10 protein-coding genes are annotated in these 14,117 nt (G+C 43.9%); 5 read left to right on the top strand and 5 right to left on the bottom strand.

Going from position 1 to position 14,117, the window contains the following annotated elements; translation table 11 throughout:
• Positions 1-154 precede the first annotated feature (154 nt).
• Positions 155-1,321, top strand: coding sequence for a Na+/H+ antiporter NhaA (nhaA, locus tag AB4503_RS20045; RefSeq protein ID WP_010441484.1), 1,167 nt, complete (start codon positions 155-157; stop codon positions 1,319-1,321).
• 275 nt (positions 1,322-1,596) lie between these two features.
• On the opposite strand, the gene AB4503_RS20040 is transcribed toward nhaA, so the two are convergent.
• Both AB4503_RS20040 and AB4503_RS20035 read right to left on the bottom strand, forming a co-directional pair.
• A complete protein-coding gene (locus AB4503_RS20040; RefSeq protein ID WP_010441482.1) occupies positions 1,597-2,208 on the bottom strand; it encodes an OmpA family protein in 612 nt (203 codons plus the stop codon).
• A complete protein-coding gene (locus AB4503_RS20035; protein WP_010441480.1) occupies positions 2,208-3,515 on the bottom strand; it encodes a TolC family outer membrane protein in 1,308 nt (435 codons plus the stop codon). Before AB4503_RS20035 ends, AB4503_RS20040 begins: the two co-directional genes overlap by 1 nt.
• Positions 3,516-4,270: 755 nt before the next feature.
• On the opposite strand from AB4503_RS20035, the gene AB4503_RS20030 reads away from it, so the two are divergent.
• The 3 genes from AB4503_RS20030 (at position 4,271) to fabV (ending at position 8,651) form a co-directional block, all read left to right on the top strand.
• Positions 4,271-4,900: a TetR/AcrR family transcriptional regulator gene (locus tag AB4503_RS20030; RefSeq protein WP_017065403.1), complete on the top strand. Its 630-nt coding sequence runs from the start codon at positions 4,271-4,273 to the stop codon at positions 4,898-4,900.
• Positions 4,901-4,955: 55 nt separating this feature from the next.
• A complete protein-coding gene (locus AB4503_RS20025; protein ID WP_017071963.1) occupies positions 4,956-7,238 on the top strand; it encodes an acyl-CoA dehydrogenase in 2,283 nt (760 codons plus the stop codon).
• A 210-nt stretch (positions 7,239-7,448) separates the two neighbouring features.
• Entirely contained in the window at positions 7,449-8,651 is a 1,203-nt protein-coding gene (gene fabV, locus AB4503_RS20020) for an enoyl-ACP reductase FabV (protein ID WP_017065406.1), read from the top strand.
• A gap of 306 nt (positions 8,652-8,957) precedes the next feature.
• Here fabV and AB4503_RS20015 read toward each other — a convergent pair whose 3' ends face one another.
• Together AB4503_RS20015 and AB4503_RS20010 are read right to left on the bottom strand one after the other, a co-directional pair.
• Complete coding sequence (locus AB4503_RS20015) at positions 8,958-10,640, bottom strand: aspartate:alanine antiporter (protein WP_017060395.1); 1,683 nt, start codon at positions 10,638-10,640, stop codon at positions 8,958-8,960.
• A gap of 249 nt (positions 10,641-10,889) precedes the next feature.
• On the bottom strand, positions 10,890-11,153 hold the full coding sequence (locus AB4503_RS20010; RefSeq protein ID WP_009847069.1) for a GrxA family glutaredoxin: 264 nt from the start codon (positions 11,151-11,153) through the stop codon (positions 10,890-10,892).
• Positions 11,154-11,559: 406 nt separating this feature from the next.
• Between AB4503_RS20010 and AB4503_RS20005 the strand changes: the two genes are divergently transcribed.
• Positions 11,560-12,852, top strand: a complete 1,293-nt coding sequence (locus AB4503_RS20005) for an iron-containing alcohol dehydrogenase (RefSeq protein WP_372115630.1) — start codon at positions 11,560-11,562, stop codon at positions 12,850-12,852.
• 124 nt (positions 12,853-12,976) lie between these two features.
• Here AB4503_RS20005 and AB4503_RS20000 read toward each other — a convergent pair whose 3' ends face one another.
• Positions 12,977-13,831 carry a MurR/RpiR family transcriptional regulator gene (locus AB4503_RS20000; RefSeq protein ID WP_004734686.1) on the bottom strand — a complete coding sequence of 285 codons (855 nt, stop codon included), beginning with the start codon at positions 13,829-13,831 and terminating at the stop codon, positions 12,977-12,979.
• Positions 13,832-14,117 lie beyond the last annotated feature (286 nt).

Genomic DNA, 14,117 nt, shown 5'->3' with positions numbered 1-14,117 from the left:
CATTATGGAATATACGACGTATTGTTTAGTATTTGTAGGAAAAACCGAAGTTAAACATCCGAAGAAGTGATTATCTATCGATTACGCTTGGATATAAACTCATGGTTATTCTTTGTTATTCGTTTATTTAAATAATAAATATAAGGGCGAAATCATGACCGACGTCATCCGTGACTTCTTTAAAATGGAATCTGCTGGCGGCATCATACTAGTCATCGCTGCGGCGATCGCAATGTTTGTAGCAAACTCACCACTGAACGAAATGTACCAAGGCGTATTGCATAGTTACGTTCTTGGTATGTCTGTGTCTCACTGGATTAACGATGGCTTAATGGCTGTCTTCTTCCTTCTTATCGGCTTAGAAGTTAAGCGCGAACTTTTAGAAGGCGCATTAAAGTCTAAAGAGACAGCAATCTTCCCAGCTATCGCAGCCGTTGGCGGTATGCTAGCTCCGGCACTTATTTACGTGCTATTTAACTCAAGTAACCCAGAAGCGCTTCAAGGTTGGGCTATCCCAGCGGCAACTGATATTGCATTCGCATTAGGTATCATGGCGCTTCTTGGTAACCGTGTACCGGTTAGCTTGAAGGTGTTCCTATTGGCTTTAGCAATTATCGATGACCTTGGCGTTGTTGTTATCATTGCACTGTTCTACTCAGGCGACCTATCAACGCTTGCGTTAACGGTTGGTTTCATCGCAACGGGTGTGCTGTTCATGCTAAACAACAAGCATGTAACTAAGCTGAGTGTGTATCTCATTGTTGGTGCAATTCTGTGGTTTGCAGTATTGAAGTCTGGTGTTCATGCAACGCTGGCTGGTGTAGTGATTGGTTTTGCTATCCCACTGAAAGGCAATAAAGGTGAACATTCTCCGCTGAAGCATCTAGAACATGCTCTGCACCCATACGTCGCTTTTGCAATCTTGCCAGTCTTTGCTTTTGCAAACGCAGGTATTTCATTGGAAGGTATCTCAATCTCAAGCCTAACGGGTATGCTACCGCTTGGTATCGCTATGGGTCTATTGATTGGTAAGCCTCTTGGTATCTTTGCATTCAGCTGGGGTGCGGTGAAATTGGGTGTTGCTAAGCTCCCTGAAGGTGTGAACTTTATGAACATCTTCGCAGTATCTGTCCTGTGTGGTATTGGTTTTACAATGTCTATCTTTATTTCATCACTAGCATTTGGCCCAACGAATGTAGAGTTTGACACACTAGCTCGACTAGGCATCCTGATGGGATCTACAACAGCTGCAATTCTAGGTTACTTCCTGCTAAGCGTTTCTTTACCGAAAACAGCAAAGCAACAAGAAGTAAAACTATAATCAGCGGTAGGCTCGTTTAACGGCGAGCCTATTCACTGATTAACAAGCTAACTTCTGAGTAGCAAGACGAGTCACAGAATCATCCTCCCCGATTCATGTGACAGCAAAGAACAAAAAAGCCGTGATAGGGTTTCCTATCTCGGCTTTATTGATCCTAACTGCTAGTATTTTTAGTTTGGTTAGTTATTGATGATCTAAAACTCCTAGATTCAACTCATTATTTTGATCGGCATGAATTGCGGATCGTTTTGGATGACCAGAGTGACAGTGTCATGTTATTTTTCTAGCGTGGTAAATATGGTCCACTCCTCGACGATCTGCTCATTCAGCCCGACAACCGTTGCTGTTACTCGACGGTTCAGTGCATGAGAAGTAGCATCGTTGCCATCGCTCTCTAAGCGGTTTTCACCGTAACCGACAACTCTTACTCGGCTCGGGTCTATACCATTCGACAATAATTCATCTTCAACGTGGTGAGCGCGCTTCTTTGATAACTCTAAGTTGTATTCACTCGCGCCGACTTTACTGGCGTAACCTTGAATTTCTATCGATGCACTTTGGTAGGTTTCTAAGAACTCAGCCATGGTAGTGATTTGATCTGAGAAGATAGGGTTAACTTCATAAGAGTCATTGGCGAAAAGGATGTTCAGCTGTCTGATTTCTTCTGAGCGTATAGTCTCGCCACAACCTTCATTATCAACTAATGACGCTCTAGGTGTACTTGGGCAGGTATCTCGTGCATTGACCACCCCATCATTATCATCGTCTTGCAGGTCTGAAATTTGCTCCGCTTCTGGCGTTTCTATATAGGGCTCTTCATTTTGGCTAGAGCATGCACATAGCGTTATCGTTAATGCGGAAAGCAATAAGTAAGGTATTTTCATCATTAATACTCCACGGCCGTTGTCCACTCGTCTGGAATGTCGACCAGTAGAGCGTTCAATAGAGAGCCTGTCGCGTTCATTACACGGTATTTAGCGTACTGTTCAGAGTAATGCGCATCTAAGTAATCTTTGCGGGCTTCAAACAATTCGTTTTCAGTGTTAAGCAGATCCAGTAGCGTACGTTTACCGATTCGATATTGTTTCTCATAAGCGATAACGGTTTCTGACGCCGAATCCACGTGATCAGACAAGAAGTTCTTTTGTTGCAACGTCAGATCCAATGCACTCCAAGAGAGGCGAAGGCCTTCTTCAACTTGTCGATAAGCACGATCTCTTAGATCCTTCGCTTTATTAAGTTGGTAAGCTGCAGCTTCTGAATTAGCACTATCGGTACCACCGTTGTAGAGGTTGTATCGCATTCTTAACATTGCCAACGTCTCTTGGCTCGAACCTTCATCGCCTCCCGCATCATCGCGCCATGATTGAGATGCCTCTATAGAGAAAGTAGGGTAGTTAACCCCTTTTGATTGTTTGTACTGGAAGTGCGCCGAATCGACATCTGCAGTTGCGACTTTGATTACCGGGTGTTGGTCCAGAGCATTAACAAGGGCGTCTGACAATGACAGAGGAATCATAGAAATATCGGCTCTTGGGTAGACCAAGCCAAGCGGTTCTTGACCCACTATTCTTCTAAATTGAGTGTGGGTATCAATTAGGTTGTTCTGTGCGGCTAATAAATTGCCGTGCGCTTTTGCAATCCTAGCTTCTACTTGAGATACATCTGCGGTTGAGCCTATGCCTGAGGCTGCTCGTTTTTTGATGTCTTTATAGATTTTCTTGTGGATAGCAAGGTTACTTTCCGAAAGGGCTAAAACTTCAGTTGCTTTGACTGCATCCAGGTAGATCTGTGTGACCTCTAGCGCTTTGTCTTCGGCATCCGCGAGTAATTGTAAGCGAACCGATTCCGCTTCTGCGGCAGTACGGTCAATATCATTGAGAGTCGACGAGCCATCCCACAACAACTGAGTGAGGGATATGGTGGCTTCCTTTCGTGTGAGATCGGTATCAGGACCGTTGTTTGGCGCAGGGTTTATGCCTTCATAGCCAATACCAGCATCAAGATCGATACTCGGCCTATAAGCACCACCTGCGGCATCGTTTCGTTTTTGTACACTCACAAACTCATTAAAAATACTTTTTATCTCAGGATTGGTAGCCAAGGTAATGGCAACAGCCTGTTCTAAAGTCTGAGCAGAGAGTGGGGTTGCAATAGCTAAGCAACAGATGATGGGTAATTTAAACAGTCTCAAAGTAGGTCTCCTTCTACTTTTAAAAGCTCCCGCCTCCTCCCAACTAGCGTTTAACTACTTAATTGAGAAGGGTATTAAACGAAGCTTAGGACATCTGCTAGAAATTGCGAAGTTTGTTGGCTTTATTTCGAATGTAAGTCTCTATCGCTATTGATTAATTTACCAGTTGTGACAGGTGGCAAGCTTCGAGTAGATGTGTTGAAAATAAATGCAAGGCTAGAATTCGGCTTGGGCAGAGATTGGTAAACGTTGGTTAGGAGGTTGTTTGAAATACGTATCTCAGTGATAGCAATGTGCCAAGCGTGGTAGTTCGATTTTTAGTAAAAAATGACAATATAAAAAGAATCGATCGCGCTGTTTAGTTTGTAGTTGTAGCTGTGAAGAAGGGTAAGTAAGGTTTCACCCTAAACAACAAACAAAAAAAAGCCCAAACCAACGTGGTTTGGGCGGATACAAGTATAGGAGTTAATAAGGAAAATGCAGTAATTAAGAAAGCAGTGAGAAGAACAAGTTTGACGGCCTGTTAAACTTCTAAATACGCTGTTTTCTACCTAATTTAGGACTCTCCATTTCCATTTCAGTTCCAAGAAAATTCATTATTTTTTTCTTTTTTTATAAACACACAGCGATTCAATCGTTTAGTGCTGAGTTTTATTAACTGGTACGACCAATTTGTGAAAATGTGATGTTGCTTGCTTGTTAAATAAATGTACTAAGCGTATATTTCAAACAGTTGTTTAATACGAGTGATTGAAATGGCACCAAGAAGTACAACCAAAGACAAAATCTTAGATGTGGCTGAAGGCTTATTTGCTGAGCACGGTTTTAATGACACCTCTTTACGTACGATTACGAGTAAAGCGAATGTCAACTTAGCTTCAGTGAACTATCACTTTGGCGATAAGAAGACTCTGGTTCGTGCGGTACTCAATCGTTACTTAGAAGCATTTATGCCAGCACTGCAAGATGCATTAGTGAACTTAAACTTGAACGAAACGTATTCTATGAGTGACGTGTTTGAGTCGTTGAGACAGCCACTAAGAGCACTTAATGATGTTAGGCCAAATGGTACAAGCCGATTCATGTTACTTATCGGAAGAGGCTATACGGATGTGCAAGGACACTTGCGTTGGTTCATTACTACTCGCTACAGCGAAGTACTTTCTTTGTTTACGACATCTGTAATGAAGGCGAATCCGAACCTCACTCAAGAACAGTTATTTTGGCGATTACACTTCACCCTAGGGACTTGTGTATTCACCATGGCATCAAGTCAGGCTCTGGTAGAAATTGCAGAGAATGACTATGACAGAAAGATAGATGCTAAGGCAGTGGTCGATATTCTTATTCCATATTTAGCCGCAGGCATGTCAGCAGAAGAATAAAACAATAAAAAGCGAAACATTCACAACCAATATAGTGAACAAAAGGATCTGAACTATGAGCTCTCTAAGACAAAAATGGGTAAGTGACCCAGCTTTTAAACTCTTTAAAAAAGTACTACCACCACTATCTAGCACCGAGAAAGAAGCGATGGAAGCGGGTAGCGTGTGGTGGGACGGAGAGCTGTTTTCTGGTAAACCAGATTTCACTAAGCTGCATCAATACCCAAAACCTCAGCTGACAGCAGAAGAGCAATCGTTCATGGATAATGAGCTTGAAACCTTGCTCGCTATGCTTGATGACCACCAAATTGTAAAAGAAGATCGAGACCTTCCTGAAGAGGTGTGGAACTTCTTACGCAAAGAGCGTTTCTTTTCGCTAATTATTGCGAAAGAGTATGGCGGTCGTGAATTCTCAGCACACGCTAACTCAACTATCGTAACTAAGATTGCGACTCGCAGTATCAGTACTGCGGTTTCAGTAATGGTTCCAAACTCTCTTGGTCCTGGTGAGCTGCTGTCTCACTACGGCACTCAAGACCAAAAAGACTACTGGCTACCTCGTCTTGCTGACGGTACAGATATCCCATGTTTCGCACTAACAGGCCCAGAAGCGGGTTCTGATGCGGGTGGTATCCCTGATGTCGGTACTGTGTGCATGGGCATGCACGAAGGTAAAGAGACGCTAGGTATCAAGCTTAACTGGAACAAACGCTACATTACACTAGCACCAGTGGCGACGGTACTTGGTCTGGCTTTCAAACTTCACGATCCAGAAAAGCTACTGGGTGACAAAGAAGACATTGGCATCACTTGTGCGCTAATCCCGGCTGACCACGAAGGTGTTGTGATTGGTGAGCGTCATGACCCACTTGGTCTTGCGTTTATGAATGGTCCAACACGCGGTCACGATGTATTTATTCCTATGGAATGGTTAATCGGTGGTGCCGATTACGCAGGTAAAGGCTGGCGTATGCTGGTGGAATGTCTGTCTGCAGGTCGTGGTATCTCATTACCCGCACTTGGCACGGCGATGGGCCACCTAACGGCGAAAACGACCGGCGCATACGCTTATGTTCGTAAGCAGTTCGGTATGTCGATTGGTAAGTTTGAAGGAGTTGCAGAGAGTTTAGGTCGTATTGGTGGCTTAACGTATCTACTAGAAGCGACTCGTACACTAACAACTACTTCACTCGATATGAAAGAGAAGCCGGGTATCGTTACGGCTATCGCGAAATATCACATGACAGAAATGGCGCGTACTATCCTGAATGATTCAATGGATATCCACTCTGGTCGTGCAATTCAAGATGGTCCAATGAACTACTTAGCTGCGCCTTACCTAGGTATTCCAGTTGCTATCACAGTAGAAGGTGCGAACATCTTAACTCGCAACCTGATGATCTTCGGTCAAGGTGCGACACGTTGTCACCCATACGTGCTAAGCGAAATGGAAGCGGCAGCAAACCCAGATGAGAAGCAAGGTGCGAAGGATTTCGATAACTTGTTGTTCAAGCATATCTCTCACGCAACTAAGAACACGTTTGGTGCGTTCGGTGCGGCATTGACAGGCTCTAAGTTCATTAAAGCGGATATGAGCGGTCCAACGAAGCCTTACTACCAAGACTTAACTCGCTTGAGCCGTGCGCTTGCAGTGAGTGCGGATTTCGCAATGCTTACACTAGGTGGCGAACTGAAACGTAAAGAGCTTATCTCTGCACGTCTAGGCGATGGTCTAAGTTACCTATACATGGCGTCTGCAGCGCTTAAGAAGTATGAAGATGAAGGTCGTCAACAAGCTGACCTAGACTACGTACACTACGCGGTTCAACACTGTTTCCATAACGCGGCTAAATCGCTACAAGAAGCGTACAGAAACTTCCCGAACAAGATGGTAGGTAAAGTACTTAAAGGTCTAGTTTTCCCTGTCGGTAACCACTTTGAAAAACCAAGTGATAATCTAACGGTACAACTGGCAGAAAGCTTGATGACTCCGGGTGCACACCGTGAACGTCTAACTCACCTTTGCTACATAGGCAAAGAAGAAGAGGACAGTGTTGGCCTAATGGAGAATGCGTTCAATGCGATGTACAGCATCAAGCCTCTCGAACGTAAGATCTTCAAAGCAGTGAAAGAGGGCAAAGTGGCTCGTAAAGGTCTATTGCAAGATAAACTTGCTCAAGCACTGGCGGCAGATGTTCTTACTCAAGACGAAGTTGACCAAATCATTGCAGCAGACAAACTTCGCTACGCAGCGATTCAAGTTGACCACTTCAGTCATGATTACAGTGAAACTTTGACGCGAAAAGAGTTAAAACCTAAGCTAAATAGCGTTGCTTAGATAAAGAAATGACAAAAGGCACCTTATTAGGTGCCTTTTTTTGTTTTTGTCGTAGAAGTTGCAATACAGGCGTTAACAAATGGTGACTTAGTCAGCAAATATTCACTGAGTGCTCCAACCACTTGCATTTTCGCCACATTTTTACAGAAATTAGATGCCATTTGCGTACGAAACTTTTATCCTTAACCTGATTTTTTAAGGAAGTTGAATATGATCATCAAACCTCGAATTCGCGGATTCATCTGTACTACAACACATCCAGTCGGTTGTGAAGCTAATGTAAAAGAACAAATTGCTTACACAAAAGCTCAAGGCCCAATCGCAAACGCACCTAAACGTGTACTAGTTGTTGGCTCTTCAAGTGGCTACGGCTTGTCTTCACGTATTGCGGCTGCATTTGGTGGCGGCGCTTCAACTATCGGTGTTTTCTTTGAGAAAGCCGGTACTGAGAAAAAGCCTGGCACAGCTGGTTTCTACAACTCAGCAGCGTTCGACAAGTTTGCTAAAGAAGAAGGCCTATATTCAAAAAGCCTGAACGGCGATGCTTTCTCTAACGAGGCGAAACAGAAAACAATTGACCTGATCAAAGAAGATCTAGGCCAAATCGATATGGTTGTATACTCACTGGCGTCTCCAGTGCGTAAAATGCCAGAGACTGGCGAAGTAATTCGTTCATCTCTAAAGCCTATCGGCGAAACGTACACGTCAACTGCGGTTGATACCAACAAAGACACAATCATCGAAGCAAGCGTAGAGCCTGCAACTGAAGAAGAGATCAAAGACACTGTTACTGTAATGGGCGGTGAAGATTGGGAACTTTGGATCAATGCTCTTTCTGAAGCTGGTGTTCTAGCGGACGGTTGTAAGACGGTTGCTTACAGCTACATCGGTACTGAACTAACGTGGCCAATCTACTGGGATGGCGCACTAGGTAAAGCTAAGATGGATCTAGACCGTGCAGCGACAGCGCTGAACGAGAAGCTAGGCCAAACTGGCGGTACTGCAAACGTTGCTGTTCTTAAGTCTGTAGTGACTCAAGCAAGTTCTGCAATCCCTGTAATGCCTCTTTACATCGCTATGGTGTTCAAGAAGATGCGTGAAGAAGGTATTCACGAAGGTTGTATGGAACAGATCTTCCGTATGTTCAGCCAACGTCTATACAAAGAAGACGGCAGCGCGCCAGAAGTGGATGAAGTGAACCGTCTACGTCTAGATGACCTTGAGCTTCGCGAAGACATTCAAGATCACTGTCGTAACCTATGGCCTCAAATCACAACTGAGAACCTAAAAGAACTGACTGACTACGTAGAGTACAAAGAAGAGTTCTTGAAGCTATTTGGTTTCGGTGTTGAAGGTGTTGATTACGAAGCTGACGTTAACCCAGCTGTTGAATTTGATGTAGCTGACATCTAATTCAAGTTATCGAATCTAAACGAAATAGGCGCTCATTGAGCGCCTATTTTTTTGTCTGCTATTTGGTTCAAGAGATTAAGAGCAGATATGGGATTCGAGTGGCGGGATGCGAAGAGATTTAAGAGCGGATACGGCTACCGCGATTCGAAGGGGGACAAGAGTAGAAATAAGGGATGAAGAGAGTTAAGAGCAGGAGTGGGGAAGAAGGCTTGAACCGCTTAAAACAGGTTATAAAAAATGCACTAACCCAAAGTGAATTAGTGCATTCGAAATATCTAAGCTTGGCTGCTTTTAATGCAGCAGATGCTAGCTAATTATGATGATGAAAGTACCTGCTAAGGTCATCAATATATTGGCTATCGCATAAGTACCCGCATAACCCAGAGCCGGAATCGTTGAGCGAGCGTGGTCATTTACGATGTCCATCGCTGGAGCGCAAGTTCGCGCGCCAATGATTGCACCGAACAACAAAGCTCGGTTCATCTTCAATACGTAAGCGCCAACCAAGTAAGCGAAGAATACTGGCAGCACACTCACTACTAGGGCAATACCTATTACCTGTGGGCCAACTTGGGTTAAGTGCTCAAATATCTTACCACCGGCGCTCAAGCCGATACCGACCATAAAGAACATCAAACCGAGGTCTTTGACCATGTTCAGAGCACCTTGAGGCACATAACCGAAAGTAGGGTGGTTCGCTCGTAGGAAACCAAGCATGATGCCCGATAGAAGCAGGCCAACCGCGTTACCTAGCCCAAACGATACCTGACCGAATGTCATGGTGATCAAACCAAACAAAATACCCAAAATGAAGAAGCTACAGAAGGCCATCAAATCCGCCATTTGGCTGTGGATTGAGATGAAACCAATTTTCTCAGCTAGGCCGTGCACTCGACTCTTTTCACCACTCACCTGTAGGACGTCACCTTTAGAAAGGACGATGTTTAAGTCCATCGGCATTTCAATCTGAGCACGTACAACGCGGTTAAGGAAACAGCCGTATTCAGACAGGTTTAAGTCTGATAGGCGCTTACCTGCGATACTGTCACTCTTAACGACGATCTCTTCTTCCACGATACGCAGATCGAGAAGGTTACGGTCGAAAACTTCTTTACCGTTACGGAAGCTTGGGTCTAGACGAGCGTGGCTATCTGGGAAACCAACCAATGCGATCTCATCGCCTTCTTGCAGAATTGCATCACCATCTGGATGGGCAAGAATACCATTACGTCGAATACGCTCGATGTAACAGCCTGTTTGGCGATAGATGCCCAGTTCACGCAGATTCTTACCGTCAGTCCAAGAGATGAGCTCTGGTCCCACTCGATAAGCACGAATAATGGGTAGATAAACCTTACGCTGACCTGAAGCGCCTAACCCACGTTCTTGGGCGATTTGCTCTGCCGAGTCGTGTAGGTTCACTTTTTGAAGTTTTGGAATCAAGCGAGCAAACATAATCATACTGATTAAGCCAACCAAGTAAGCCATCGCGTAACCGACTGAAAGGTTTTCGATAATCAGGCTCAAGTCCATGTTTCTTGGTAATTCTGCAAGCCCAGAATTCAGAGCATCTTGAGCACCTACCAATATCGGCGTTGCTGTTAAGGCACCTGCCATCATGCCTGCAGATAAACCAAAGCCTAGGCCAAGGTAATGACTACTGAAATAGGTTAGGGCAATTGCGGTAGAAAGTACCACAAGGCTCAGAATGAGGTAGTGCTTACCGTCTCTGAAGAAGATACCGAAGAAGTTTGGTCCAGCTTCAATGCCAACACAGTAGATGAACAGCATGAAACCAATGGTGAGCGCATCTGCGTTAAAAGAAAAGCCAAGATGTCCCATGATAAGGGAAGTAATCAAAACACCGATTGAATTACCAAGTTGGAGGCTACCGAAACGAATTTTACCAATGGCTAATCCAATCGATAAAACAACAAAGATGAGGAGAATGGGGTTTTGTTCTAACAGAAAAACAACGTCGATATTCACGGTGGTCGCTCAATAATTGGCGTGGAACACAGGGTAAGTTTGAGAGGTGAATTGTATCTAAATATAAATAAATTATAAGCAATATTTTGTTAATTTACTTGATTTTGACCTTATTCTTATTCCGTATGAAAACTGGTCATAAAAAAGCCCGCTACAGTGAGCGGGCTTTCTATAAATCGTACAGTCTAACGCCTAAATGGGTCACCTGTTTAAGGCTTTAGTCTTGATTCTCGTTTGAGAAATCCTAGCTTAGTCGAAAAGACCTAGGTTTTCTTTTGCGTATGCTTCAAATTCTGTGCAGCCGCCGATGTGGTCTTGGTCGATGAAGATTTGTGGAACTGTATCGACAGGTTTACCAACAGTCTTCTCTAGATCAGCTTTGCTGATACCTTCAGCGTGGATGTCAACGTAACGGTAGTTGAAGTCATCGCGTTTAGCTTTAAGAGTTTCAGCATGCTCTTTTGCACGAACACAGAATGGGCAAGCAGGGCGACCAAAAATAACTACAAACATTTAATTTCTCCTAAATACGGGATGAGGCTCGTTAACTCGATTATGTTAACTATTCTTTAGTGAATGCCACTCAAAATTTCATAAAACCAACTATGCCTCAATGCCATGGGGAAATAAAGATGGAATTACCTCTTAATACAATAGGTTTTGTCTATCAGAGCAAATAATGGTCACAAAAAGGATCCATGCTGATTTCTGATGGGTATTCAGATTGATTACCCTTAATTTAAGAGTGTGAATTACCCCTAAGAATACGACATTAATCCATCTTTAATGAGACAAGTTGCACCTCGTCAAAAAAAGCGCATACAGAACGAGGCATCTTAATACTGATGCACTATATAAAGGCTAAATTCCAATAACCAAGAGTTCGCAGTTTTGTTCGGTCATAGGCGCAGGAGGCACCATGTTTCAATTTATGACATCTACAAAGATCATCTTTGGTGATGGAGCACTTTCCGCTTCATTGTCTCTCTTTAATCAATATGGCTACAGCGTGCTATTGGTTACAGGCAATACATTAGAGCGCACTTCAATTGTTACTGACTATCTTGATGCGCAGAGTATGCGTTATCAGCACATTGCCGTTTCCGGTGAACCTAATATCAAAATGGTTGAAGAGGCGGCTATTTCTGCTCGTCGATTTAAGCCAGATATGGTTGTCGCCATGGGGGGCGGTAGCGCCATCGATATGGGCAAAGCGTTGGCTGCGGTTTTACCTAATCAAGGCAATTTATATGACTATGTTGAAGTGGTCGGGCGTAATGTTCCTCTTAAAACCAAACCACTTCCGTTTATCGCAATTCCAACCACAGCGAGTACCGGCGCCGAGGTCACTAAAAACGCGGTGCTGAAATCAGGCCAAGACCAAGTAAAAATCAGCCTGAGAAGCCCAGACATGCTGGCCGACGTTGCGATTGTCGACCCAACCCTAACTCATGGAACCAATCTATATCTATCTGGGCGAGGTGCGATGGATGCCTTTACTCATCTAATGGAAGCCTACGTGTGTGGTGAACCGAATCCGTTAACCGATATGATTTGTGAAGAAGGGCTGCGTAAGTTGAGTGGTTCTGTGGTTAAAGCGTGTGTTTATGATGAGCCTCAAGCGCGTTCTGATCTTGCTTTCGCTTCTATGCTCGGTGGTATGGCGATAACTAATGCCAAGCTTGGCGCAGCCCATGGTTTAGCCTCCGCACTAGGAGGTAAGATTTCTGCGCCTCATAGTGTGATTACCGCGCGTTTAGCGCCGTTTGTGATGTTGGAGAACATAGCCGTTGCAAAAGAGCAGCAAAGAAGCGACATCCTAGCGCGTTATCAGCGAATCGCTCAGATAGTAACAGGTAACGTAGAAGCAATAGAAGAGGAGGCAATTTCTTGGTTATCGGAAGTGCTTGATACGCTTAAGTTACCCAACTTGTTGGAATTTGGTGTCTGTGAAGCCCAGTTTGATGAGGTGTCTGCCGACGCGCTCAAATCAGTGGCGATTAAAGGAAACCCTTTGCCGCTTAACCAAGAGAGGCTCGTGCATATTTTGAAGCAAGTATGCGAGAAGTGCAGTTGTAGAGAAGGGCATCATGAGGGAGCTTCAATGAATCAAATTGGGCCAGAGCCAGCTGTCGAGTCGAGCTTTACCATTATCAATTCTTATGCGTCCGAAAACAGCGTGGTTGAGAAGGGCAATAGTTGGACTATCTAACGGTCTTAAACTTGTTCGTTGTATAAGTCATTTTATACAGACAAATAAAAACGGAGCTCTAGGCTCCGTTTTTTTAATTCAACTTGTTCTCTGGTCATCTGTTTTCAGTTCATGACTAAGCAGATTAGAACTGAGAGTACTTCTCGTAACGTGAATCACGAAGTGACTCTTTGACGCGCTTTAGGTTCTCTCTGAAACCAGAACCACGACGTAGCGTAAAGCCTGTCGCTAGCACATCGATAACCGTCATCTGAACAACGCGACTTGCCATTGGCATGTAAACGTCAGTGTCTTCTGGAACATCCAGAGAAATAGACAACGAGCTCGCTTTATCCAGTGGAGAATCTTTTGCTGTGATAGCAATAACTGTCGCACCGTTTTCACGCGCTAAGTTTGCAATCTCAACTTGGCTTTTAGTGCGGCCAGTATGAGAGATCAGAACAATAACGTCGTTATCACTGCAGTTAATGCAGCTCATTCGTTGCATCACGATGTCTTCGAAACATGTGATTGGGATATTAAAACGAATAAACTTGTTTTGAGCATCTTTGGCGACAGCAGAAGAGGCACCCAGTCCGAAGAACGAAATGCGTTTTGCTTGAGTCAGCAAGTCAACAGCACGGTTTACTTGCATCGCGTCTAGACTGTTTTTAGCAACGTCTAGACAAGCCATAGTTGATTCGAAAATCTTATGCGTATAAGCATCTGGACCATCATCTTCTTCAACATTACGGTTCACATAAGGTGTACCGTTTGCCAAGCTTTGAGCTAGGTGAAGTTTGAAGTCAGGGAAGCCCTTTGTGTCTAATCGACGACAGAAGCGGTTAACTGTAGGCTCACTCACGTCAGCCATTTTAGCTAAGGTAGCAATGCTAGAATGAATTGCAGTTTGAGGGGAAGCCATAATTACTTCGGCTACCTTGCGCTCAGACTTGCTGAAATTTTCCAGGTTTTTTTGTATTTTTTCTAATGTATTCATAGTGTTCACAAGGGTATAGAGAACAACTTGCTAGTTAATATCTTTTACCAGGGGGTATGGCTGAAGCAAATATCAGTAAACACAAAGCCGATGTATATTCGGTTTCGTAAATACTGCTGCGTCAAATAGATATCAAGCTAACTAGCACCATAGAGTCAGTATAAACCCAACATACTATTTACTAATACAAAAACAGGGCATGAATGCTTAAGAATATGACAAACCTCAACAAAATTTTAGAAAACTACAGAATTGGAAGAGAGTTTGAGCAAAAAGAATGCAAAAT

The sequence above is a fragment of the Vibrio sp. 10N.222.55.B11 genome, assembly GCF_041473705.1.
Taxonomy (GTDB): Bacteria; Pseudomonadota; Gammaproteobacteria; order Enterobacterales; family Vibrionaceae; genus Vibrio; species Vibrio crassostreae_C.
This window is presented reverse-complemented; position numbering and strand designations above follow the sequence as displayed.

Coding starts and splice junctions, on each gene's coding strand:
- nhaA (WP_010441484.1), top strand. CDS start 155: ATGACCGACGTCATCCGTGACTTCTTTAAAATGGAATCTGCTGGCGGC.
- AB4503_RS20040 (WP_010441482.1), bottom strand. CDS start 2,208: ATGATGAAAATACCTTACTTATTGCTTTCCGCATTAACGATAACGCTA.
- AB4503_RS20030 (WP_017065403.1), top strand. CDS start 4,271: ATGGCACCAAGAAGTACAACCAAAGACAAAATCTTAGATGTGGCTGAA.
- AB4503_RS20025 (WP_017071963.1), top strand. CDS start 4,956: ATGAGCTCTCTAAGACAAAAATGGGTAAGTGACCCAGCTTTTAAACTC.
- fabV (WP_017065406.1), top strand. CDS start 7,449: ATGATCATCAAACCTCGAATTCGCGGATTCATCTGTACTACAACACAT.
- AB4503_RS20010 (WP_009847069.1), bottom strand. CDS start 11,153: ATGTTTGTAGTTATTTTTGGTCGCCCTGCTTGCCCATTCTGTGTTCGT.
- AB4503_RS20005 (WP_372115630.1), top strand. CDS start 11,560: ATGTTTCAATTTATGACATCTACAAAGATCATCTTTGGTGATGGAGCA.
- AB4503_RS20000 (WP_004734686.1), bottom strand. CDS start 13,831: ATGAATACATTAGAAAAAATACAAAAAAACCTGGAAAATTTCAGCAAG.